Origin of the sequence: Naasia lichenicola (assembly GCF_004801885.1) — a bacterium.
Lineage (GTDB): Bacteria > Actinomycetota > Actinomycetes > Actinomycetales > Microbacteriaceae > Naasia > Naasia lichenicola.
Genome location: NZ_SSSM01000001.1, coordinates 726,074 through 748,583 on the forward strand (window position 1 = coordinate 726,074; position 22,510 = coordinate 748,583).

Annotated in this window: 27 protein-coding genes; 15 read left to right on the forward strand and 12 right to left on the reverse strand. The window is 69.9% G+C overall.

The annotated features are described in order from the left end of the window. Positions 1–19 precede the first annotated feature (19 nt). The 3 genes from E6C64_RS03435 to E6C64_RS03445 all read left to right on the forward strand — a co-directional run bounded on the left by E6C64_RS03435 (position 20) and on the right by E6C64_RS03445 (position 2,228). Entirely contained in the window at positions 20–835 is an 816-nt protein-coding gene (locus E6C64_RS03435) for an SDR family oxidoreductase (RefSeq protein ID WP_136426192.1), read from the forward strand. Between the two features lie 11 nt (positions 836–846). Beyond that, positions 847–1,299, forward strand: a complete 453-nt coding sequence (locus tag E6C64_RS03440) for an NUDIX hydrolase (protein ID WP_233255430.1) — start codon at positions 847–849, stop codon at positions 1,297–1,299. 140 nt (positions 1,300–1,439) lie between these two features. Beyond that, positions 1,440–2,228, forward strand: coding sequence for a phosphatase PAP2 family protein (locus E6C64_RS03445; RefSeq protein WP_233255431.1), 789 nt, complete (start codon positions 1,440–1,442; stop codon positions 2,226–2,228). Here the strand turns inward: E6C64_RS03445 and E6C64_RS03450 are convergent. Together E6C64_RS03450 and E6C64_RS03455 are read right to left on the reverse strand one after the other, a co-directional pair. After that, positions 2,188–3,843 carry a cation:proton antiporter gene (locus tag E6C64_RS03450; RefSeq protein WP_136426402.1) on the reverse strand — a complete coding sequence of 552 codons (1,656 nt, stop codon included), beginning with the start codon at positions 3,841–3,843 and terminating at the stop codon, positions 2,188–2,190. The genes E6C64_RS03445 and E6C64_RS03450 overlap by 41 nt on opposite strands. A 52-nt stretch (positions 3,844–3,895) precedes the next feature. Beyond that, positions 3,896–4,126: a hypothetical protein gene (locus E6C64_RS03455; RefSeq protein WP_136426193.1), complete on the reverse strand. Its 231-nt coding sequence runs from the start codon at positions 4,124–4,126 to the stop codon at positions 3,896–3,898. A 262-nt stretch (positions 4,127–4,388) separates the two neighbouring features. On the opposite strand from E6C64_RS03455, the gene E6C64_RS03460 reads away from it, so the two are divergent. After that, complete coding sequence (locus E6C64_RS03460; protein WP_136426194.1) at positions 4,389–5,483, forward strand: alkene reductase; 1,095 nt, start codon at positions 4,389–4,391, stop codon at positions 5,481–5,483. 41 nt (positions 5,484–5,524) lie between these two features. Here the strand turns inward: E6C64_RS03460 and E6C64_RS03465 are convergent, their stop codons facing one another. Both E6C64_RS03465 and E6C64_RS03470 read right to left on the reverse strand, forming a co-directional pair. Further along, positions 5,525–5,914: a RidA family protein gene (locus tag E6C64_RS03465; RefSeq protein WP_136426195.1), complete on the reverse strand. Its 390-nt coding sequence runs from the start codon at positions 5,912–5,914 to the stop codon at positions 5,525–5,527. A gap of 61 nt (positions 5,915–5,975) precedes the next feature. Beyond that, a complete protein-coding gene (locus tag E6C64_RS03470; protein WP_136426196.1) occupies positions 5,976–7,547 on the reverse strand; it encodes a gamma-glutamyltransferase family protein in 1,572 nt (523 codons plus the stop codon). Positions 7,548–7,735: 188 nt separating this feature from the next. Here E6C64_RS03470 and E6C64_RS03475 point away from each other — a divergent pair, with 188 nt between their 5' ends. After that, entirely contained in the window at positions 7,736–8,164 is a 429-nt protein-coding gene (locus tag E6C64_RS03475; RefSeq protein ID WP_136426197.1) for an iron chaperone, read from the forward strand. 20 nt (positions 8,165–8,184) lie between these two features. Here E6C64_RS03475 and E6C64_RS03480 read toward each other — a convergent pair whose 3' ends face one another. Then, entirely contained in the window at positions 8,185–8,772 is a 588-nt protein-coding gene (locus E6C64_RS03480; protein ID WP_136426198.1) for a GNAT family N-acetyltransferase, read from the reverse strand. Positions 8,773–8,804: 32 nt separating this feature from the next. Then, positions 8,805–9,749: an RNA polymerase sigma factor SigJ gene (gene sigJ, locus E6C64_RS03485; RefSeq protein ID WP_233255432.1), complete on the reverse strand. Its 945-nt coding sequence runs from the start codon at positions 9,747–9,749 to the stop codon at positions 8,805–8,807. A 99-nt stretch (positions 9,750–9,848) separates the two neighbouring features. Here sigJ and E6C64_RS03490 point away from each other — a divergent pair, with 99 nt between their 5' ends. Continuing rightward, the gene (locus E6C64_RS03490; protein WP_233255433.1) at positions 9,849–10,379 is read left to right on the forward strand and encodes a hypothetical protein; all 531 of its coding nucleotides are present in this window, start codon (positions 9,849–9,851) and stop codon (positions 10,377–10,379) included. Next, positions 10,376–11,146, forward strand: a complete 771-nt coding sequence (locus tag E6C64_RS03495; protein ID WP_136426199.1) for an SDR family oxidoreductase — start codon at positions 10,376–10,378, stop codon at positions 11,144–11,146. Before E6C64_RS03490 ends, E6C64_RS03495 begins: the two co-directional genes overlap by 4 nt. A 139-nt stretch (positions 11,147–11,285) precedes the next feature. On the opposite strand, the gene E6C64_RS03500 is transcribed toward E6C64_RS03495, so the two are convergent. Both E6C64_RS03500 and E6C64_RS03505 read right to left on the reverse strand, forming a co-directional pair. Continuing rightward, positions 11,286–11,705 carry a DUF2256 and DUF3253 domain-containing protein gene (locus tag E6C64_RS03500; RefSeq protein WP_233255434.1) on the reverse strand — a complete coding sequence of 140 codons (420 nt, stop codon included), beginning with the start codon at positions 11,703–11,705 and terminating at the stop codon, positions 11,286–11,288. 9 nt (positions 11,706–11,714) lie between these two features. Further along, positions 11,715–12,125, reverse strand: a complete 411-nt coding sequence (locus E6C64_RS03505; RefSeq protein ID WP_136426200.1) for a DUF1801 domain-containing protein — start codon at positions 12,123–12,125, stop codon at positions 11,715–11,717. A gap of 121 nt (positions 12,126–12,246) precedes the next feature. Between E6C64_RS03505 and E6C64_RS03510 the strand changes: the two genes are divergently transcribed. Together E6C64_RS03510 and E6C64_RS03515 are read left to right on the forward strand one after the other, a co-directional pair. Continuing rightward, the gene (locus tag E6C64_RS03510) at positions 12,247–12,519 is read left to right on the forward strand and encodes a hypothetical protein (protein ID WP_136426201.1); all 273 of its coding nucleotides are present in this window, start codon (positions 12,247–12,249) and stop codon (positions 12,517–12,519) included. Between the two features lie 102 nt (positions 12,520–12,621). Continuing rightward, positions 12,622–13,563 carry an acyl-CoA thioesterase gene (locus E6C64_RS03515; RefSeq protein ID WP_136426202.1) on the forward strand — a complete coding sequence of 314 codons (942 nt, stop codon included), beginning with the start codon at positions 12,622–12,624 and terminating at the stop codon, positions 13,561–13,563. Between the two features lie 40 nt (positions 13,564–13,603). Here the strand turns inward: E6C64_RS03515 and E6C64_RS03520 are convergent, their stop codons facing one another. Next, positions 13,604–14,443: an alpha/beta fold hydrolase gene (locus E6C64_RS03520; RefSeq protein WP_233255435.1), complete on the reverse strand. Its 840-nt coding sequence runs from the start codon at positions 14,441–14,443 to the stop codon at positions 13,604–13,606. A 94-nt stretch (positions 14,444–14,537) separates the two neighbouring features. On the opposite strand from E6C64_RS03520, the gene E6C64_RS03525 reads away from it, so the two are divergent. The 5 genes from E6C64_RS03525 to E6C64_RS03545 all read left to right on the forward strand — a co-directional run bounded on the left by E6C64_RS03525 (position 14,538) and on the right by E6C64_RS03545 (position 19,001). After that, on the forward strand, positions 14,538–14,960 hold the full coding sequence (locus E6C64_RS03525; protein ID WP_136426203.1) for an ArsR/SmtB family transcription factor: 423 nt from the start codon (positions 14,538–14,540) through the stop codon (positions 14,958–14,960). Then, positions 14,957–15,445 carry an SRPBCC family protein gene (locus E6C64_RS03530; protein ID WP_158437727.1) on the forward strand — a complete coding sequence of 163 codons (489 nt, stop codon included), beginning with the start codon at positions 14,957–14,959 and terminating at the stop codon, positions 15,443–15,445. Before E6C64_RS03525 ends, E6C64_RS03530 begins: the two co-directional genes overlap by 4 nt. Positions 15,446–15,486: 41 nt before the next feature. After that, positions 15,487–16,302: an alpha/beta fold hydrolase gene (locus tag E6C64_RS03535; protein WP_136426205.1), complete on the forward strand. Its 816-nt coding sequence runs from the start codon at positions 15,487–15,489 to the stop codon at positions 16,300–16,302. A 155-nt stretch (positions 16,303–16,457) separates the two neighbouring features. After that, positions 16,458–17,210, forward strand: a complete 753-nt coding sequence (locus E6C64_RS03540; protein ID WP_136426206.1) for a hypothetical protein — start codon at positions 16,458–16,460, stop codon at positions 17,208–17,210. 201 nt (positions 17,211–17,411) lie between these two features. After that, a complete protein-coding gene (locus E6C64_RS03545) occupies positions 17,412–19,001 on the forward strand; it encodes an AMP-binding protein (protein ID WP_136426207.1) in 1,590 nt (529 codons plus the stop codon). Positions 19,002–19,095: 94 nt separating this feature from the next. On the opposite strand, the gene dhaM is transcribed toward E6C64_RS03545, so the two are convergent. From dhaM to dhaK, 3 genes are read right to left on the reverse strand one after another with little or no spacing between them, the layout of a single operon-like run. After that, on the reverse strand, positions 19,096–19,836 hold the full coding sequence (gene dhaM / locus E6C64_RS03550) for a dihydroxyacetone kinase phosphoryl donor subunit DhaM (RefSeq protein WP_136426208.1): 741 nt from the start codon (positions 19,834–19,836) through the stop codon (positions 19,096–19,098). Positions 19,837–19,838: 2 nt separating this feature from the next. Beyond that, on the reverse strand, positions 19,839–20,498 hold the full coding sequence (gene dhaL, locus E6C64_RS03555; RefSeq protein WP_136426209.1) for a dihydroxyacetone kinase subunit DhaL: 660 nt from the start codon (positions 20,496–20,498) through the stop codon (positions 19,839–19,841). A gap of 3 nt (positions 20,499–20,501) precedes the next feature. Next, positions 20,502–21,503: a dihydroxyacetone kinase subunit DhaK gene (gene dhaK, locus E6C64_RS03560; protein WP_136426210.1), complete on the reverse strand. Its 1,002-nt coding sequence runs from the start codon at positions 21,501–21,503 to the stop codon at positions 20,502–20,504. Between the two features lie 222 nt (positions 21,504–21,725). Between dhaK and E6C64_RS03565 the strand changes: the two genes are divergently transcribed. Further along, positions 21,726–22,505, forward strand: a complete 780-nt coding sequence (locus E6C64_RS03565; RefSeq protein ID WP_136426211.1) for an MIP/aquaporin family protein — start codon at positions 21,726–21,728, stop codon at positions 22,503–22,505. Positions 22,506–22,510: the final 5 nt, after the last annotated feature.

Genomic DNA, 22,510 nt, shown 5'->3' on the forward strand with positions numbered 1-22,510 from the left:
ATTGCTAGGGTCGGATCCCGTGGCCAGCGACTCCGACACCCAGCACGCAGCATCCGACTCGACGACGAGCGGGGGTCCGCTCGCACCGGGGTCTCTCGCCGGCAAGCGCGCACTGGTCACCGGATCGTCGCGCGGCATCGGAGCGGACACCGCCCGGTACCTCTCCCAGGCAGGCGCGTCGGTCGTCATCAACTACCGCCAGAAGGCCCCGCGCGCCAACAAGCTCGTAGCCGAGATCGAGGCGGCGGGTGGCACCGCCCTCGCGATCGGCACCGATCTGACCGATCGCGCGGCCGTCGCGGAGATGTTCGGCCGGATCGAGGCCGCGTGGGGCGGACTGGACATCCTCGTCCTCAATGCCTCGGGAGGCATGGAGTCGGGTGCCGCAGAGGACTACGCGCTGCAGCTCAACCGCGATGCGCAGCTCAGCGTGCTCGAGACGGCGCTGCCGCTGCTCGGAGAGGGCTCGCGCGTCGTCTTCGTCACCAGCCACCAGGCGCACTTCATCGCGACGACCCCGACCATGCCCGAATACGAGACGGTCGCACGCAGCAAGCGTGCCGGCGAGGATGCGCTGCGGTCCCGCATCGGCGAGCTCGCCGCCCGCGGCATCGGCTTCACCGTCGTCTCCGGCGACATGATCGAGGGCACCGTGACGGCCACCCTGCTCGAGCGTGCTCGGCCCGGTGCCATCGGTGCTCGCAAGGAGGCCGCAGGCCGCCTCTACAACGTCTCGGAGTTCGCCGCCGAGGTGGCGCTCGCCGCCGTCGATCCGGTGCCAGCCGACAACACCCGATACGTCGGCGACCTGTCCAGCTTCGCGCCGATCGCCTGACGGGCCGCACCGTGCCCCGTCTCAGCCGTTCCATGTCGCGGGTGCTCGTCTTCGACGAGCAGGACCGGATCCTGCTGTTCCTGCAGTACGGCAAGTCCCACGACGTGCCACCCCGCTGGATCACCCCTGGCGGCGGTGTCGATCCCGGCGAGGATCACGACCAGGCGGCCATCCGCGAGATGCACGAGGAGACGGGGCTGGTCCTCGACTCGATCACGCCGCCGTTCTGGAGTCGGGACTTCGAGGCCGACCAGCGCTGGCACGTCTACGAGGTCGGCCACGATGAGTGGTACGAGCTGCGGGTGCAGGCATTCGATCCGTCCCGCGAGGGCTGGACCGAGGACGAACGGGTCGACGTGCTCGAATACCGCTGGTGGACGCTCGAGGATCTGGAGCGCACCCCCGACCTGATCGAGCCCGACGAGCTGCTCGACCTCATCCGCGGCCGACTCGCCGCCCGCTGACCGTCAGAGCGCATCCTCGGTCTCGTCCGAGCTGCCCAGTTCTGCCGCTCGAGACGCCGTGCAGGCAGCAGAACTGGGCAGTTCGCGTGGATGAGCCGGGTCGCATGCCCCTGAGAGGGGGCGCCTCCTAGGATCGGGGGATGACGGATCAGACGAGCACCGAACCGACGGGCACCGAACCGACGACGTCCGATCATCAGCTCAGGAAACAGGATCGGACCGCTCACGAGGTGCAGCGCCGCTGGCCGCTGATCAGTGGGCTGCTCGCCGTGGCGCTCGTCATCCTCGGCGGGGTGCTGATCGCCATCCGCCAGTTCCAGGTCGTGCCGTATGCCATCGACTCCGAGTGGATGGACGAGCTCTACGAGCACCGCACGCCGTTCTTCGTGGCGGTGGCGGATGCGTTCGACTTCATGGGCGGCGGCATCGTCGGAGTCTTCGTGGTCCCGATCGCCCTCATCGTGCTGCTCCTGCTGCTGAAGCGCCGCTGGGGCGCGCTCTACTTCGTGAGCGCGGTCGTGCTCAGTGCAGGGCTGGTGCAGCTGATCAAAAACCTGGTCGACCGGCCCCGTCCGGAGCAGATCCTGGTGACCGCCGACTTCGGTTCATTCCCGAGCGGGCATACAGCGAACGCGGCGACCCTCGCGGTCGTCCTGGGGATCGTCTTCTGGCGCTGGTGGGTGTGGGTCGCGGGTGTCATCTGGACGGCGGCCATGCTGCTGAGCCGGAACTACCTCGGTGCGCACTGGCTCACCGACACGGTCGGCGGCCTTGTGCTGGGGGCGGCGGTGGCGCTGATCGTCTGGGCGCCGTTCGCTCAGCTGCTCACCCGAGAATCGCTTCGACGCCGAGGCGTCGCGCCGTCTCCTGCGGTCCCGGGGCCGGGCTCTAAGCCCGGGGTGCCCGAGCCGAGCCGGATCGACGGCTAGGCGCCTCTTCCGGCGGACGGGTGATGAGCTTCTCGCGCGGCGGCGACGGGGGAGAGGACACCTTGAGGGCGAGCTCCTCCGCGTCGATGGAGGCGAGCACCGCCCGCACGGCGTACTCCTCGTAGCGCCCCTCCGCCCGAGCGATCCGCACCGCTTCCCGCTCCGCCGAGATCATCGATCGGCGCAGTCGCGCGTAGGAGGCGAGGCGATCCATCGAGCCCTCCTCGGGGAGGTCCACCGACTCCCGGATGAACTCCGAGTCCAGCCGGAGCCGCTCGATGACCGCATCGTCGTCGTCGTCCGTCGGCTCCTGCTCCAGCCGCTCGAGGCCTGCCTCCCGGGCCTCGGCGACCAGCAGCCGTCGCTGGGTCTGCTCCTGCATCGCGTTGGGAGCCGGCAGCTTGAGCAGTCGGATGATGCGGGGGAGGAACAGGCCGCCGAGCAGGGTGCCTGCGATCACGACGAAGGCGAGCAGCTGCAGCAGTGCCCGACCGGGCGTCTCGTCCGGGAGCAGGAAGACGGCGGCGAGGGTGACCACGCCGCGCATGCCCGCCACGGCGACCGCAATGCCGTTGTTCCAGCCCCACGAGCGCTCGCGCAGTCGAGCGGGGCCGAACCGGTAGATGCTCGTCGAGATGCCGACCCAGATCACCCGGGAGAGCAGCACGGCGAGGAGCACGACGATGCTGATCAGGATCATCTGCCAGAGATCGGGCGCGATCTTCACCGCGGCCTCGACGATGCCGGCGAGGCTGAGTCCGATCAGCAGGAAGACGGCGTTCTCGAGCAGGAAGCGGATCGTGCGCCAGTTGATGCCCTCGGCGATCCGGGCCTCGGCGGACTGGATGGCGGGGGAGCGGTAGCCGAGGAGGAGCCCGGCGAGGACGACCGCGAGCACTCCTGAGCCGTGCAGCAGCTGCGCGGGGATGAAGGCGATGTAGGGCAGGACGAGCGAGAGGCCGGTATCGAGCACTGCGGAGTTCAGCCGTCTGCGGATCTCCGAGAACAGCCATCCGACCAGCAGTCCGACGCCCGCGCCGACGACGACGGCGATGACGAGATCGATGGCGACCGTGCCGGGGTTGACGACGCTGACGATGGCGGCGATCGATGCATTGAGTGCCACGAGCGCGACGGCGTCGTTGAGCAGGCTCTCGCCCTCGAGGATGGTGACGAGCCGCCGGGGGAGTCGGAGGCGTCCCGAGATCGCCATCACGGCGACGGCGTCGGTCGGCGCGATGACGGCGCCGAAGGCGAGCCCGGCCGCCAGAGTGATGCCGGGCACGACGGCCCAGACGGTGAGGCCGACCGTGAGGAAGGTGAAGGCGACGAGGCCGATCGAGAGCAGCAGGATGCTGTCGCCGCGTGCGCGGATGTCGATGAGCGAGGTGCGGATGGCGGCCGCGAACAGCAGGGGAGGGAGCAGCCCGTAGAGGATGAGGTCTGCTTCGATCTCGATATGCGGGACGCCGGGGATGAACGACACCACGGCGCCGATGGCGACGAGGCTGACCGGCGCCGACCAGCCGAGCTTGCCGCTGAAGCCGGTGACCGCCACGGTCACGACGACGAATGAGACGATCCAGATGATCGTGCCGACCGCGCCCGAATCCATCACGAGATCATTGTGGCGGCTGAGAGACCGGCTGTGGTCGCCCGCGCATGGATCACTCGCTGCGGCCCGGCGGCACGATCGGCGGATTCGCGACGTACGGAGCCGCTGGCGGCGGCTGTCGGTAGAACTCGGTGAGCCCGCGCCGCACAGCACGCCAGATCACCGCGTAGGCGATCCGGATCACGATCAGGACGATGCCGGCGAGCACCAGCACGTAAGCGACGATCGCGATGATGCCGACCAGGCCGAAGCCGACGATCGGATTGTTGGGGTCGATATCCATGGCTCACCGTATCGGTGACCTGCGCAGCGCATCAGAGGCAGCGCGGCCGTTATGTCAGCTCACGGCCTGAACCCCGCTCGTCTCGGCCTAATCCGATGTCCGATAATGCACATTATGTCAGGTCGAGTGCTGAGAACCGACCCAGCGAGACACTGCGTCCGGTCCCCAGGAATATCCGGGACGCCCTGCTCCTTGGCATCAGAGCGCCGATGACGTCGTCGATCACCTCACCACCAGCTCCAGCTCGACGGACGGATCTTCCATGCCCGACCTCTTCAGCCCGCTCAGCGCCGGCGACCTCGATCTCGCCAACCGGATCGTCATGGCGCCGCTCACTCGGACCCGCGCCGACGTGCACGGCGTTCCCACCGACGTGATGGTCGAGCACTACGCGCAGCGCGCATCGCTCGGACTGATCGTGAGCGAAGGCACGTTCCCGTCGCCCGCGGGCAAGGGCTTCCTCGGACAGCCGGGTCTCGTCACCGACGCCCAGCTCGCCGGCTGGCGGAAGGTCACCGATGCCGTGCACGCCGCCGGCGGCCTCATCGTCGCCCAGGTGATGCACGCGGGCCGGGCCACGCACAGCGACATCTCGGGGCTGCCCGTCGAGGCGCCCAGCGCGCTGGCCATCGACGGCCAGACCCGCACCGCGGCCGGCAAGGTCGACTATCCGGTCCCCCACGCTCTGGAGCCCGACGAGCTGCCGGGCATCGTCCGCGCCTTCGTGGACGGCTCACGGAAGGCGGTGGATGCAGGCTTCGACGGCGTGGAGCTGCATGCCGCCAACGGCTACCTCCTGCACGAGTTCCTCGGCGCCACCTCCAACGTGCGCACCGACGCCTACGGCGGAAGCCCGGAGAACCGGATCCGCCTCGTGGTCGAGGTGGCCGAAGCGGTCGCGGCCGAGCTCGGCGCAGGCCGGGTGGGCATCCGCATCTCCCCCGAACGCAACATCCAGAGCCTGATCGAAGACGACCGCGCCGATGTCGAGGCCGTCTACGGGGCCCTGATGGACGCTCTCGCCCCGCTCGGCCTGGCCTTCGTGAGCATCCTGCACCCCGATCCGGCGGGATCCCTCGTGCAGGATCTGCGGACCAGGTTCGGTGGTCCGTTCTTCGTGAACACCGGCTTCGCCGAGGCCACCACCCGCGACGAGGCGGTCGGCATCATGGCCGACGGGCTCGCCGACGCCGTGGTCGTCGGTCGCGCCGCGATCGCCAACCCCGACCTCGCACGGCGCTGGCGTGAGGAGCTCGCCCAGAACTCGCTGGTCCCCGAGACGATCTATGCGGATGGCGCGCTCGGCTACACCGACTATCCGTTCCACGGCGAGCTCGAGGGCGCGGGGGGCCGTTAGCTTCGGGCCCGCGTCACGACGAAGAGGCTCGCGCCGATCCGTCAGGGCTGCGGGATAGCGGCGACGGCTTCGATCTCGACCAGGGCACCGGGCTTCGCCGGGGCCACCGCGAGCACGGTGACACTGCTCCGGTGCCGCCAGACCGCGGCAGACGCGGCATAGGCGGCGTTCGGGTCGACGGCCGGATCGAGGTAGATCGTCAGCTTCACCGCGTTCTCGGGGCCGGTGCCGGCCGCCGCGAGGACGGCGAGCACGTTACGCAGCGCCTGCTCGGTCTGCGGGCCGAGTCCGTCGGCCAGCTCGCCTTCGGCGTTCGTGCCGTTCTGACCACCCACGAACACCAGCGATCCTGGCGGAGCGATCATGCCCTGGGCGAAGGCCGGGCTGCGGAACAGCTCGGGCGGGTCGACGGGGGTGACGATGCCGGACATGGCGCGACCTCTCTCGAGTCGGTGGGTGCTCCCGAGTATCGTCACTGCCTCCGACAGCGCGCTACAGGAGCAGCACTCCCCCGTCGCTGCGGGGATCGGCACCGGCCGAGAGCACGCCACCGGGAGTCCGCCGCGCGATCATCGAGTGCCCGGCGCTCGCATCGCCGCGCTCCCCCACGACCAGGGCCATCGAACCGCGTCGCAGCAGCTCGAGGCGCTCGGGCTCCAGGTCGGCCTCGGCGAAGACACGGTCGTCCGAGCTGCCCGCATCCATCCCGCCGACGACGAACCGCGGTGCAGTCACCGCGCCGAGAGGCGTCGCCCCCTCGAGCACACGAAGGATCAGCTGGGCGTGGATCTGCGCCTGCGCCTTGCCGCCCATGGTCCCGTGCGCGGCGATCGTCCCGTCGGAGTGCGTCACGAGGACCGGCATGAGGGTGTGCGCGGGTCGCTTGCCGACGGCGACGCGATTCGGGGAGGACGGGTCCAGGCTGAAGAACGCCGCCCGGTTGTGCAGCACCAGCCCCGTCGACGGCTCGAGCAGCTGAGCTCCGAAGGAGTGGAAGACCGACTGGATGAGCGAGACGGTGAGTCCCTCCGCGTCGACGGCGCAGACGGCGACGGTGTCGCCTGCCGGCCGCGCGGTCGCGATCGAGTCCCGCCGCTCCCCTCCCCTGGCCGCAGCGATCGCCGACTCCCCCGCCGCACGCAGGGCCCGCGAGTCGAGCATCCCCGCGACGTCCACTGGGACGACGTGCGGATCGGCGAGCTCGGCGTCGCGCAGACGGTCTGCGCTGAGCAGCAGCTCGGCGAGCACGTCCGCCTCCACATCCGCGCGCGCATGGCCGATCGCCTCGAGTGCGCCGAGAGTGCGCAGCAGCGAGAAGCCCTGCGAGTTGGGTCCCGCCGTCGAGACGGTGAACGGTCCGAAGGTCCCCCGCAGCGGCTCCTCGAGGCTGACTCGATGCGCGAGAAGGTCCTCGGCGCGGATCGGCACGCCGAGCGCGGAGAGACCGTCGACCAGTCGGAGCGCCGTCGGCCCCGCGTAGAACGATTCCAGACCGTCGGTGGCCAGTCCGTGCAGCGTTCGGGCGAGCTCGGGCTGGCGGACGAGCGCGCCGACAGGTGCGGGCCGACCGCCGGGGAAGAAGACGGATCGGATCCCCGGGTCCGCCGCGAGCGCCTCCGCGTCCTCCTCCAGCGCATCGGCCAGGCCCGGCGCGACGAGCATCCCCTCGCTCGCCAGTCGGATGGCGGGTGCGAGGACCTGAGCCGGCGGCAGACTCCCCCACCGTTCGAGCAGCGCTGCCCAGCCCGACACCGCACCCGGAACGGAGACGGTGCGCTCCCCCACGATCGGCATGGCGGCCGCATCGGCGAACAGCTCATCGACATCCCGCGCCGAACCGTAGGCGCCCGACGCGTTGACGACGATCTCCTCGCCGTCCGGCGTGCGCACGAGGGCGATCATGTCGCCGCCCGCGCTGCACATGTGCGGGTACACGACCGCGAGAACGGCTGCCGCCGCCACAGCTGCATCCACGGCGTTGCCGCCTACGGAGGCGATCTCTCGTGCGGCTTCCACGGCGTCGAGCTGAGGTGCGGCGAGCGCCATGCGGCGGGACGAGGTCATCTGGTGGATTCCTGGACAGCGATGAGGCCCACGACGGGCGGCGGTGATCGGAGTGAGCGAAGGATCGGGCGAACACAGCGGGCGAACGACGATCCATCCGAGACGGAGAAGCGATCGGTGCAGGCGCTCTCTAGCATTGTGCTCGACGACCGGACCTGCCCGGCCCGCTCCCCTCTCTGGAGAACCGCATGAGCAACGAACCCGACACCTTCACCGACGAAGAGCGCGCCGCCATGAAGGAGCGGGCGAAGGAGCTGCGCAGGACGCGCAGCTCGAAGGGCAAGGTCGACGGCCTGACCGATCTCCGGGAGAAGCTCGCCGAGATGCCGGAAGCCGAGCGCAGGATCGGCGAGCGCATCCACGAGATCGTCAACGAGGTCGCCCCCGAGCTGCAGCCGAAGACGTGGTACGGACAGCCCGCCTGGACGAAGGACGGCAAGGTGATCGTCTTCTTCCAGGGCGCCTCGAAGTTCTCGACCCGCTACTCGACACTCGGCTTCCAGCAGGATGCCCGTCTCGATGAGGGAAGCATGTGGGCCACCTCCTTCGCGCTGACGGAGCTCAGCGTGGACGACGAGAAGCTGATCGGCGAGCTCATCAGGCGCGCCGCCGGCTAGCTCGGGGCGGCGTCACGAGCTCAGGACAGGTCCATCCGCATCAGGCTCTTCCGCATCACGATCCGCGGGAAGCCGTTGAGCACGGAGTTCGTGGACGCTGCCTCGACGAATCCGGCGTCCTCGAACAGCTTCTTCGTGCCGACGTAGGCCATCGTCAGATCGACCTTGGCGCCCCTGTTGTCGAGTGGATAGCCCTCGATGGCGGGAGCGTGATGGTTCCGCGCGAACTCGACGGCACCGTCGAGCAGGCGGTGCGAGATGCCCGTCCCGCGGTGTCCCGGCCGGACCCTGATGCACCAGACCGACCAGACGTCCAGCTCGTCGAGGTGCGGGATCCTCCGGTTGGTGGCGAAGCTGGTGTCGGCTCTGCGGTGGACCCCGGCCCAGCCGACCACCTCGTCCCCGTCGTAGGCGAGCACGCCGGGCGGAACGCTCTGCCGCACGAGTCGCTCGACCAGCGCGCCACGCTGCTCCCGGTGCAGAGCGGTGTTCTCCTTCGGACTCAGCCGGTAGCTGAGGCACCAGCAGACATCCGCGTCCGGCCGCTTCGGTCCCACCATTGTGCGGACGTCGGCGAAGGACGTGGCGGGGCGCACTTCGATGGGCATCCTCCGACCCTGCCACCGGGCGGCCCGCCGCATCAAGAGGTGGGACTCGCGCCGAAGAACGGATCGCTGAGCTCGCTCCACATCGTGAGCTTGTCCGGGTTCAGCATGATCCACACCTCCGAGACCACCCCGTGGAGGACTCCGAGGTTGACCACTCCCACGATCCGCCCCTCCTCCCACATGGCGAAGGCGAGACCGTCCCCGGTCTGCTGCTCGCTGACGCGCATCCCGGGTCGCTTCGTGAGGATGCCGAACAGAAAGCGCGCTACGGCGTCGGCCCCGTGCACCGGCCGACGCGCGGCGGAGACCCGTCCGCCTCCATCTGAGCGAACGGCGACGCGAGGATCGAGCACGGCGATCAGCGCTGCCATGTCGCCCGTCTGACAGGCGATCGCGAAGGCACGCACCACATCATCGTGCTCGCTCCGGGTCGCCTCCCGGGCCCGGTCGCCGCTGATCCTCCGCCGAGCGGAGGTCGCAAGCTGCCTCGTGGCGGCAGGCGACCGGCCCACTATCTCCGCGATCTCGTCGAAGGGCAGAGCGAAGACGTCGTGCAGCACGAAAGCGACTCGCTCCGCCGGTGTCATCGACTCGAGCACGAGGAGAAGTGCAGTGCTCACCGACTCGTCGAGGCTGACCCGGTCGAGCGGATCGGTCGCGCCGGCGCGGGCAGCGCCGAAGGTCGCCGCGGGCAGCGGCTCCGGCAGCCACTCTCCGACGTAACGCTCGCGCCGACTGCGCGCCGACTGGAGCACGTCGAGGCAGATGCGACCGGCGACCCGGGTGAGCCACGCCTGAGGAATCTCTATGACGTCGCGCTCGAGCGCGCTCATCCGATACCAGCGGCTGTAGGTCTCCTGCACGGCGTCTTCCGCTTCGGCGATCGTGCCGAGCATCCGAAAGCAGAGGCTCATCAGATGCCGACGCTCGCGCACGACCGCTTCATCCATGGCGTCCCCGACATCCTGACCGGTCATGCCCTTCGCTCCTGCTCCGTTCATACCGATTCGACGAGACAGTACCCGCGGATGTGAGGCGCCGCCTCACATCCTGGCGAGCAGCGTCGTCTGAGAAGCATGCACCAGTCATCAGATCCCGCGTCCGCAATCCCACCGGATGCTTCGCCGCACCCGTCAGCCCGGCCCAACACCACCGCGCGTCGTGGTGTACTGGGCGCGACCGCACTCCTCGCCGCGTACGTCGGCGTCTGGGCCACCGTGGCCCCCAGGGGCTTCTACGAATCCTTCCCGGGCTTCGGCTTCACCTGGATCTCGATCGATGGTCCCTTCAACGAGCATCTGATCCGTGATGTCGGCGCGATGTACGTGGCGCTCGGAACCTTGACCGTCGCGGCCTTCTTCGCTCGCATGGCTGCCGCAGGCAGGCTGGTGGGACTCGGGTGGACCGTGTTCGGCTGCCTGCATTTCGGCTACCACGCCCTGCATCCCGAGGGTGGCACGACGGATCGCATCGCCACACTGCTCAGTCTCGGGATCAGCCTCGCGCTCGGAATCCTGCTGATGATCCCGCCGCGACGCGAGTCGGAGCGCCCACCCACGGCTGAAAGCGGGTTCCCCGCGCGCGGGGCGACAGGGCCCGTGCGATGAGAATCGCCATCGCGGGTGGGACCGGTACGGTCGGCCGGCACATCGTGTCAGCGGTTCGCGCTCAGGGCGACGAACCAGTGGTCCTCAGCCGGGCCCGCGGAGTCGATATCGAATCCGGCGCCGGGCTGGAGAAGGCCCTGGCTGGAGTCGATGCCGTCATCGACGCCTACGGTCCGGCGACCAGTTCCGCTGTCGAGAGCATGCGACGGTTCCGTGCGGCCACGGATCACCTGCTCGCGGCGGAGCGCTCGTCCGGCGTTCGCCACCACGTCGCCCTCTCGATCGTGGGTGCGAGGCAGATCGACGCCGGCTACTACCGGGGCAAGAGGGTCCAGGAGGATCTGGTCTCCTCCTCGTATCCCTCGTCCGGAGTCGGCTGGTCGATCCTGCGGACGACGCAGTTCCACGAGTTCGCCCAGCAGATGGTGGGCCGGATGAGCTTCGGGCCGCTCGTGGCCGTACCGACGATGCTCGCCCAGCCCGTGGCGGCATCCGAGGTCGCGGCCGCGCTCGCTTCCCTGGCCGCCGGACCTCCACGAGGTCTCGCGCCGGACTTCGCCGGGCCGAGGGTCGAACGGATGCCCGACATGGTGCGCCGCTATCTGTCCGCGATCGGCCGACCGGCGGTGGTGGTCCCCGTTGCCCTCCCGGGTCGATTCGGCAGATCGCTGCGCGACGGCAGCCTGCTTCCGGCGGCCGACGCCGTGCTCGGCACCGTCGCATTCGACGACTGGAGGAGAACGGTCCGGTCGGTCGGCTCGATCTGACGCGCTTCGGCACCGTGACGCGGTGCTGCGGACGAAACGCGCCGGCGCCCGTCCGCGTTCTGTCCGCAGCAGCCCGCTGTGTCCGCAGCACCGCGATATGTCCGCCGCAGTCCGCCGTCTCCGCAGCGCCGCGTGAGGGTCAGCGCCGCTTGCGGCGGATCCGCATCGGCCCCTTGGCAGTGGACGGGTCGACGACGGAGCCGCGCTGGGTGATCTCCACCTCACCGCGGTCCACCAGTCGGCGAGCGGCGCGACGGACGGGCTCCATCAGGGCGCGCCATGCGTCGGAATCCTCATTGCCCGCCTCGGCGCGGGCGACCTCGGACGGGCAGATGGTGGCCGTCGCCGCACGGGCCGCGAGCAGGTCGAGGATCGCCCGCTCGAGGCGGTCGTCCTGATCGCTGACTCCGCGTCGGCGACATCCGGCGCTGCAGTAGCGGACGGAGTCCCAGTCCCGCTCCCACTTCTTGCGCCACTCGATCCGGCGCCCGCAGGAGGCGCACGTCTTGTCCTCGATCACCGGAGAGGCGACGGCGGCGGAGGCTGACTTTCGGGACACCGCGGCAGGCTATCCGGCCGCGCTCGGCCCGAGCTGTGCGGCCCACGCGCCGGCGATCCGGCCGACCTCGGACAGAGCGCCATCGGTCTCGTCCGCGTTCGCGAAGGCGATGGTGGCGCGATCCGCGTCCAGCCAGGTCAGCAGCGCCCGCGGATCCTCGACGGTGATCCGCAGCGGATCCGTCCGCTTCGCCGCACCCGTGTGCAGGATGAGCTGGACGATGGATCCGGGACGGATGCGGAAGGTCACGAAGTGCTCTCCCCCGGCCGTCGCGAAACTCGGAGCGTTCCACTTCACCGACTCGGGCCAGACCGATCCCGACGCGTCGGCGGCGCCCTGGATGGCCGCCCGAAGCGCATCAATCTCGGCCCGCCGAGGATGCGCCATCGCGTCGAGGAACTTCTGCACGGTCTGCGCCATCCCGTGAGCCTACGGAGCATCTGCCCAGCGAACGGCCGGGCGCGGGCCGAGCAATGGCGAGGTGTCGCTCTGGCCCGAACCGGGGGGAGCTGAGAAAGGCTCGATGCGCAAGAATGAAGCCATGAGCAAGAAGATCGACCGGGCCGCCTCCGAGCTGAAGAAGGCGCTGACCGCACACGCCAAGGTCGCGGGCAAGAAGAAGGTCAGCAAGGGTCGCATCGACAAGGCCTCCGCTCGCGTGCGCTCCGCCGCGAACTCATACGCCGGGCTCGTCTACTCCAAGACGGGCGTCGACAGCCCGTTCCTCGACATCCGCGACCCGCGTCTCGACACCCCGGTCGCGATCTCGCTGAAGGCCGAGCGCGACGCGCTGGCCCGGCGCCGCGCCAGCTGATCACCGCTCCGCGCCGCTGAATCTTCGCCGCTCGCGAAGATCCGGCGTTCTTGCCGTCGTGCTGTCGGGAATCCGACCGCTCCGCGCCTGCACAGTGGAGACGTGAAAGACCGCATCACTCTGCGCTTCCTGGCCGCTCCGACCGATGCGGGCGCCGACGGCCGCACCGTCCAGGCGGGCCGGGTGCTCGAATGGATCGACAAGGCCGGCTACGCCTGCGCCGTCTCCTGGAGCGCCTCGTACTGCGTCACGGCCTACGTCGGCAACGTGCACTTCACCCGCCCGATCGCGCCCGGCGAGTTGATCGAGGCGCGCGCACGGATCATCCACACCGGCCGCAGCAGCATGCAGGTGCTGGTGACCGTGCTCGCGGCCGACGCCCGAGACGGCTCGTTCACGGCCGCGACGGACTGCCTGCTGGTGTTCGTGGCTGTCGATGACGCGGGCTCCTCGCGAGCGGTGCCGCCCTGGAGCCCCCACGACGACGACGACGAGCTCCTCAGCCGTGGAGCGGTCCAGCGCATCGAGGCTCGACGAGCGATCCACGAGGAGATGCAGGCGCAGGACTACACCGAGGCGGGCACGGGGCCGCGCTCGCTGTTCCGCTTCCTCGCCGCACCGTCCGACGTCAACTGGGGAGGCAATGCGCACGGCGGGATCGTCATGCGCTGGATCGACGAGGCCGCCTTCGCCTGCGCCACATCATGGGCGGGGCGCGATGCCGTGGCGGTCTACTCCGGCGGCATCCACTTCTACAGCCCGGTTCACATCGGCGACCTGGTCGAGGTGGAGGCCCGGCTCATCCACACCGGTGCGCACAGCATGCATCTCAGCGTCCGCGTCCGGGCGGGCAGCCTCATCGACGGCGAGCGCCGGCTGACCACGCAGTGCATGACGGTGTTCGTGATCCCCGGCGTCGACGGGAGGGCGGCTCCGGTGCCGGCGATGCGGCTCGAGACCGATGAGGACCGCCGACTCGACGCGCACGCTCGCGATCTCATCGCCCGTCGCGCACAGCTGCTCGCCATCCCCGTCCCCGGCTGACCCGACGCCTCGAAACCGACGAGCGCGGCCTGCGATCGCCCTACCGCTCGTCCGCCTCGAGGAAGGCCAGCGCCGCATCGCGGAAGTGCCGCGAGGTCGGCGCATTGAAGTGATTGCGGCCCGGGATCAGGAAGAACTCGCCCCTGGGCGTGGCGGCGGCGAGCGACCGTGAGGCCTCGAGGATGCCGTCCTCGCTTCCTGCTGCGAACAGGATCGGCTGCGCCGGCGGATTGGCACGATCGGGCTGAGCTCCCCCGCGCATGCCCTCGACCAGGGCGACGAGGGCCACGAGGTCGTTGTCGAGCTGGCCGGCCATGGTGAGGTACGCCTGAGTGAGCCGGTCCTGCACGGGAACCCCCGTCGCGAGGAACTCCTTCGCCTCGTCGACCCGGAACCGGGTCAGCGGATCGCCGTCCGGGATGCCGCCCAGCACCGCGCGGGTGATCTCCACGGGATAGGCCAGCGCCGCATGCCAGCCCACCCGGGCACCCAGTGAATAGCCGACGAAGGAGATGTCGTCGAGCAGATAGGTGTCCATCACCACCCGGACGTCGGTGACGAGCGCCTCCATCGTGTAGGCGGTCGGCTCACGCGGCTTGCTGCTCGAGCCGTGGCCGCGCTGATCCATCGCGATCACCCGGTATCCGGCCCGGCGCAGCTCGCGCACCCATCCCGTGGCATGGAAGTTGCCGAGCGCCGAGGAGGCGAAGCCGTGCACGGCGAGCACGGTCGGCGCGTCCGCACCAAGCTCCTCCCCCGTCTCGCCCTCTCCGGAGTCGCCCGTGCCGATGTTCCCGGCACCGAAGTCGTAGGTCGCGATCGAGATGCCGTCGGGTGTCATGACCATGACGGGCTTGGGGGCGTCGGGAATCAGGCTCACCGCTCCGATTGTGGCGGAGACCGACTCCGGTGCGCTCGGGACACCCGGCCATGCGCGCCTTGACATCGCTCCCCGCATACATAACTATTCGGTTATGGATACGCGAGAGGACGTCCTCAGCGAGGTCTTCGGCGCCCTCGCCGACCCGACCCGACGCGCCATCCTGCAGCGCCTCGCTCAGGGCGAGGCCAGCGTCGCCGAGCTCGGCGCACCGTTCGCGATGAGCCAGCCGGCCATCTCCAAGCACCTGCAGGTGCTCGAGCGCGCGGGGCTCATCTCCCGCAGCCGGTCCGCGACCATGCGGATGAGCCGGCTCGAGGCGGATCGCCTTCGAGAGGCCAGCGAATGGGTCGACCGCTATCGACGGTTCTGGACCGACCGCTTCGACCGCCTCGACGAGGCACTCCGCGCATTCCAGACGGACGCATCTGCATCCGTCTCCCCCACCGCACCCGAGTCCGACTCGAGCACCGCAGCTGGAGCCGTACCGGACTCCGCCGATCCGAGGAACCCATGAACATCGTCGACCCCTCTTCCGTCCCTGATTCCGTCCCCGGCGACCACTCCGACCGGGAGGTCTTCCTCAGCCGGGCGTTCGACGCCCCGCGCGAGGTGGTCTTCCGCTTCTTCAGCGAGCCCGCCCTGCTCGCCCGCTGGTTCGGGCCGCACGGGGTGAGCGTGCCCTTCGACTCCGTGGCCGTCGAGCCGCGGGTCGGCGGCCGCTACGAGCTCTCGATGGCCGATGCCGACGGGGCGCACGCATTCCACGGAGTGCTGACCGAGTACGACCCGCCCGAGGCGCTGGCGATGACCATCCACGCCGACACCGGCATCGGAGTCCTGGAGCGGATCAGCCTGCGCATCCAGTTCCACGACCACGGGGACCGCACGCGGATCACCCTGAGGCAGGGCCCGTTCGACCCGACCGCCAAGCGCCTCACCGAGGACGGCTGGGTCGAGTCATTCGAGAAGCTCGACCTCGCACTCCCCTCACTCCCCTGACCTGCACCCTCCGACCCGCACACTCGTCGAAAGAGCCTCCGATGACCGACACGACCACCATTCCGCAGACCCTGACCACGACCTCGGCAGACGGCACGACCATCGCGTACGAGAGGACCGGAAGCGGCCCCGCGATCGTGCTCGTCGACGGCGCCATGTGCACGCGCGACTTCGGCCCGATGCGTCCGGTGGCCGCCGCGCTCTCGGATGCATTCACCGTCTACGCCTACGACCGCCGCGGCCGCGGGGAGAGCGGCGACACCGCTCCGTACGCCGTGCAGCGGGAGATCGAGGATCTCCTGGCGATGATCGCCGTCACCGGTGGCCCGTCCCTCGTCTTCGGGTCCTCCTCCGGCGCAGCGCTCGCTCTCGAGGCGGCGATGGCGGGTGCGCCGATCAGCCGGCTCGCCGTCTGGGAGCCGCCCTACGTCGCCACCGGAAAGGCAGAGGCGGAGCCGGACCACGTGGCGAACTCCACTGCGCTGGTCGAAGCGGGGCGGCCGGGTGATGCGGTCACGTACTTCCTGACCAAGATGGTCGGAGCGCCGGCGTTCGTCGGGCTCATCATGAAGCTCAACAGGAGGATCTGGCGGAAGATGCAGGCCGTCGGGCACACCATCCCCTACGACGCACGCATCATGGACGGCTTTGTGGCCCCCGCTGAACGCCTGGCAGCGATCGGCCAACCGACCCTCGTCGCACTCGGCGGCCGCGCGAAGCCGAACATGCGCGCCGCCGTGCTGGCCGTCGCGGACGCCGTCCCGAACGCCGAGTTCCGCGAGCTGCCCGGCCAGATGCACAACGTGGCGACCACGGCCATCAGCCCTCTGCTGCGGGAGTGGTTCCTCCGCGGCTGAGCTGCCCCGCGGTCGGGCGGCGCGGCGCCGAGCCCTCACGCTCAGGTCCGGCGACACGCCGGATCGAACCCGCCTGGCAGCGGCTCCGTCCGTCGATACGCTTCGGGCGGCCCTCGCCTCCGAGGCCCTCCCGACGAGCAACAGGACCACGACACATGTCCATTCCGAACACCCCCACGCCCGAGACCAACCCGCTGCCGCTCCCGCTCGCCCCCTCCCCCGCGGCCCAGACCGCACCTGCGACCCGGCGTCGTGGCCTCTTCGACAACGTCGAGCTCGTGACCGTGATCCTGCTCGGCATCGTGTCGGTGGCCACCGCCTACACCTCCTTCCAGTCCGGCCTCTACGGCGGAGCCAGCGACGACCGCATCTCCCGCAGCGAGGCGAAGGGCACCGAGGCCGAGTCGCTCTACCTCGAGGGCAATCAGCAGTACGTGCAGGACACCCAGACCATCCTGCGACTGTCGGATCTCGACGTCCTCAAGCAGAGCGCGGATCCGGTCACCGCCTCGGATGCCGCCGCCCAGTACGACCAGCTGTACTTCATCGGCGTCTCCGAGGATCTCGACGCCGCCATCACCTCCGCGACCGCACTCGACGCGTCGGAGCCGGACTTCTGGCACGACCCGCAGGCCGACGAGGCGTACGGCGAGGCCCTGTTCGGCACCTACGGCACGGCGTCCGACGAGGCCGAGCAGCTGAGGAAGGAGGGCGACGGCATCGGCGACAAGGGCGACCAGCTCGGCTTCTACACCGCACTCATGGCGATCACCCTTTTCCTGCTCGGCGTCGCGGCGGTCGTGCGCCGACCCCTCACCCAGTGGATCCTGATCGCCATCGGGATGTCCATCTTCCTCGTCACCGCGATCGCCACCGCCTTCATCCCGTTCGTCTGGATCGGCTACTAGCCGGCACGATCCGCCCGGTCACGAACATCGGTGCGCGATGTCGCGTCGAACAGCTGCACGCCCGCTGCACGACCTGCGGCCGAAGCTGAGTCGGCGTCGATTGTCAGCAATCGTGCGGCCACCGGTTCCTCTTTCGCCCGTGGCGAGGGGCATCATGGGAGGTGCGCCGATCCGACGGGCGCCTATCGAAGGAGATAGCCGATGGCATCCACCACCACGCCCGCGATCGAGATCCCGACGAGCAGCGTCTACGACTACCTCTTCGGATCGCTCGATGAGAGCGACCTCGGCCGGATCGCCCTGATCGACGGGACGAGCGGCGCGGAGACCACCTACGGACAGCTGGTGGGCCAGGTGAACGCTCTGGCCGGCGCCCTCGCCGCACGCGGGGTCGGAGTCGGCGATGTCGTCGCGGTGCTCTGCCCGAACGTGCCCGCCTTCGCCACCGTCTTCCATGGGATCCTCCGCTCGGGGGCGACCGCGACGACGATCAACTCGCTGTACACCGCCGACGAGATCGTCGCGCAGCTGACCGACGCCAGCGCGACGTGGCTGTTCACCGTCTCGCCCCTGCTCCCCCACGCCGCAGCCGCCGCCGATCGTCTCGGCTTCGCCGCCGACCACCTCATCGTCCTCGACGGTGCCGATGGCCACCCCTCGCTCCGAGACCTCCTGTCCGAGGGCGAACCGGCACCGGACGTGCAGTTCGATCCCGCGGAGCACATCGCCGTCCTGCCCTACTCGTCGGGCACCACCGGCCGCCCCAAGGGCGTCATGCTCACCCACCGCAACCTCGTCTCGAACGTGGCCCAGTGCCGCGAGGCGATCGGGCTCGGCGCCGACGACCGCGTGCTCGCCGTGCTGCCGTTCTTCCACATCTACGGGATGACCGTGCTGCTCAACTACGCGCTCGCCGGGCGCAGCGCCCTCGTCACGATGCCCCGCTTCGACCTGACCGAGTTCCTGCGGATCATCAGCGAGTACCGCACGAGCTGGCTCTTCATCGCTCCACCGATCGCGGTCGCGCTCGCCAAGCACCCACTCGTCGACGAGTACGACCTGTCCTCGGTCGAGGTCGTGTTCTCGGGCGCGGCCCCGCTGGACGGCGCGCTGTCCAACGCGGTCGCCGCTCGACTTGACTGCGTCGTCACCCAGGGCTACGGGATGACCGAGGCCAGCCCGGTCACCCATACGGTCCCGGTCGATCGCGCGGACATCGATCGCAAGAGCATCGGCATCCCGCTGCCCAACACCGAATGCCGGCTCATGGATCCCGAGTCCGGGGCCGTGATCCCGACACCGGAGTCGGGGCTGAGCCTGCCCGGCGAGATCCAGATCCGCGGCCCGCAGGTGATGAAGGGCTATCTCGGGAACGACGAGGCCACCGCGTCGACCCTCGATACGGACGGCTGGCTGCACACCGGCGACATCGCGACCGTCGACGCGGACGGCGTCTACACCATCGTCGATCGACTCAAGGAGCTCATCAAGTACAAGGGCTACCAGGTGGCTCCCGCCGTGCTCGAGGCGGTGCTGCTCACCCACCCGAAGATCGCGGACGCCGCGGTCATCGGGGCCCTCGACGAGGACGGCCAGGAGATCCCCAAGGCGTTCGTCGTGCTGCAGGCGGGGCAGAGCCTCGACGACACCGATGTCATCGCCTACGTCGCCGAGCGGGTCGCGCCGCACGAGAAGGTGCGCCGGGTGGCCTTCATCGACGCGATCCCCAAGTCGACCTCGGGCAAGATCCTGCGGAAGGACCTCCGCGCCGCGGAGAAGGCCAGCGTCTAGCGAGCCGCGGGATCCGCACGGCACATCGACGACGCACGGGCACGGAGAAGATCACGTGCCCGTGCGTCTTCGAGTGCGACGCCGGGGCGGCGGGTCAGAGCTCGCCGAACCCCGAGCGGACCAGATCTCCGAGCGCCGCGACCGCGTCCGACGCCTGAGGGCCGGTGGCGGACAGCGTGACGGCGTCGCCCTCGGTGAGGCCGAGCGCCATGATGCGCAGCAGGCTCTTCGCGTCGACGCCGTTCACGGTCACCACGGCATCGAAGCGGCCCGCGAGCTTGACGAACTCGGCGGCGGGCCGGGCGTGCAGGCCTTCGCGGTTGACCAGCCACACGGTGTCGCCGACCAGGTCCTCCGGAGCGTCCGGGAGCGAACCGCCCGGCTCGGGATGCTCCGCAGGGACCGAGCCGGAAGCCACCGGTGCGGCCCCGACGACGGCGGACTCCTCCCTCGCGCTCCCCCGCGCCGACTCGGCTGCCGCCAGGACGTCCGCGAGCTCGGCTCCGCCCTCCGCGGCGACCGCGGCGGCCACACCCCCCTCGACCAGTGGAGCATCCGCGATCCGGACGCGCTCCTTCAGCTCGTCGTCGAGGAAGTCGAGCGCGGTCTCTGCCGTGAGGATCGCGGATCCGAGGTCGCAGAGCACGACGACCCCGTCCCCGGAATCGGCCCGTTCGATGGCGGACGAGACGGTGTCGAAGCTCGTGCCGATCCCGCCTTCGTCGGTGCCGCCCGCGGCGATCAGGCGGGCGCTCGATGCCATCTGAGATGCGAGATCGACGAGCCCCTCGGCGATCTTCGGACTGTGCGAGACGAAGACGATGCCGACGGCCATGCTCAGCCCTCCGTGGCTGCCGCGGTCTGCGCGGCGGCCGTGTCCGCCGCGGCCCGGAGGATCAGCGAGGACGACTGCGCGCCGGGATCGCGATGACCGATGGCGCGCTCGCCGAGGTAGCTGGCACGGCCCTTGCGGGCGACCCACGGCTCGGTGGCAGCAGCCCCCGCCTCGGCGGCATCCGCGGCCGCCGCGAGGACCTCGGCCTCCGAGCCGCCCGCGTCGCGGGCAGCCGCTGCGGCATCGACGGCGGGGGTCCAGGCATCGACCATGGTCTTGTCGCCCGACTCCGCCTTGCCGCGCAGAACGACGCCGTCCCGTGCGGCGGTCAGCACCGCGACCAGGGCGTCGGCATCCAGCTCAGTGGCCGCTCCGGCTGCACCCGCGCCCTTGAGGTAGGCCGTGCCGAGCAGCGGCCCCGAGGCGCCGCCCACCGTGGAGATCAAAGTCGTCGCGACGAGCTTCAGCACGGCACCGGGAGTGGCGTCCGCCTCGATCCCGTCGAGCTTGGCCACCACCGCGGAGAATCCCCTGTCGAGGTTCTCGCCGTGGTCGCCGTCGCCGATCTCACGATCGAGCCGGACCAGCTCGGTGCGGTGCTCCTTCACAACCTCAGCGCTCGCGCGCACCCAGTCGACGACCCATCCGGTGCCCAGTGCCACCGGTCATCGCCCCCAGCGCAGCGCGGCGGTCTGCACCGGCGCATCCCACAGCTCGGTCAGCTCGTCGTCCAGCTTGAGCACGGAGATGGAGAATCCCTGCATCTCGAGCGAGGTCACGTAGTTGCCCACCAGGGTGCGGGTCACCTCGATGCCCTTGCCCTCGAGCACCTCGGCAGCGCGACGGAAGGCGATGTACAGCTCGACGAGCGGCGTGCCGCCCATTCCGTTCACGAAGAGCAGCACCTTGTCCCCCGATTGGAACGGCAGGTCCTCGAGGATCGGGTCGAGCAGGCGATCGACGATGGCGTCGGCGGGCTCGAGCGGGATCCGCACCCGACCGGGCTCGCCGTGGATGCCGATCCCGATCTCGATCTCGTCCTCCGCGATGTCGAAGCTCGGCTCGCCGGCGTGCGGCACGATGGGCGCGGTCAGCGCCATCCCCATCGACCTCACCTGCCCGTTCACCTTCTCCGCGATCGCGGCGACGGCATCGAGCGAATCGCCCCGCTCGGCGGCTGCGCCGGCGATCTTCTCCACCAGCACGGTGCCGGCGACCCCGCGCCGACCGGCGGTGTACAGCGAGTCCTTGACGGCGACGTCATCGTCGACGATCACCGATCGGACCTCGATGTCCTCGGCGGAGGCGAGGTCGGCGGCCGTCTCGAAGTTGAGCACGTCTCCGGTGTAGTTCTTGACGATGTGCAGCACTCCGGCGCCCCCGTCGACGGCCTTCGTCGCCGCGAGGATGGGATCCGGAGTGGGCGAGGTGAAGACCGCACCCGGGACAGCGGCGTCGAGCATCCCGTAGCCGACGAAGCCGCCGTGCAGCGGCTCGTGGCCGCTTCCACCGCCGGAGACCAGCCCGACCTTGCCCTTCGTGGGCGCGTCCGCACGTGCGATGAAGGTGGGATCGGTCTGCACGACGAGCAGGCCCTTGTGGGCGGCCGCGATGCCGGCGACCGCCTCGTCGACCACCGCGCGGGGATCGTTGATGAGCTTCTTCATTGATGGCTCCTGAGCTTCGGAATCGGGACGTGTCGTCTGCCGGGGCTGCTCCCCGGCACACGCGGGGAGCGGGCGTCGGAACGCCCGCCGAGCACAACCTACGCCCGACCGCCGCCACACCCCAACCCACCGGCCACAAGGGGCTTCCTGTCCCCCGATACGGGTCTAGTCTGTGAGACGGTCGCAAGGGCGCGGCCGGATGCGCGAGCATCCAACGACTCAATGAGGAAGGTCGGAGTGGATACCAATCTGGGAACCATTTTCCTGTCAGAGACCGTGGGCACCGCGATGCTCCTTCTGCTCGGTGGCGGTGTCGTCGCCAACGTGATCCTGAAGGGCAACAAGGGCTTCGGCGGCGGCTGGCTGCTGATCAACTTCGGCTGGGGCCTCGCGGTCTTCGCCGGTGTCACGGTCTCCTACGCATCCGGTGCGCATCTGAACCCGGCGGTCACGTTCGGTCTGCTCGCCGCGGGCAAGATCACCGCGGCTGCAGGCAGCAACGTGTTCGTGACCGTGATCATCTACCTGCTCGGTCAGCTGCTCGGTGCCTTCATCGGCGCCGTGCTCGTCTGGCTCGCCTACAAGGACCACTTCGACGCGGAAGAGGACCCGGGAGCCAAGCTGGGCGTCTTCTCGACCGGCCCCGCCATCCGCAGCTACGCCTGGAACTTCATCACCGAGGTCATCGGCACGTTCGTCCTGGTGTTCGTGGTCATCGGCTTCGGCAAGGCGGGCGATCCCGACACCAACACGCCTGCCGGCCTCGCCGCGCTCGGCGCGCTGCCCGTCGCGCTCCTCGTGGTCGCGATCGGAGCGTCCCTCGGTGGCCCGACCGGCTACGCGATCAACCCGGCCCGCGACATCATGCCGCGCATCGCGCACGCCATCCTGCCCATCAAGGGCAAGGGCGGCAGCGACTGGTCCTACGCCTGGGTGCCGATCGCCGGCCCCATCGTCGGTGGTCTCCTCGCCGGCTGGCTGTCGCTGGTCCTCCTCCCCTAGTACGG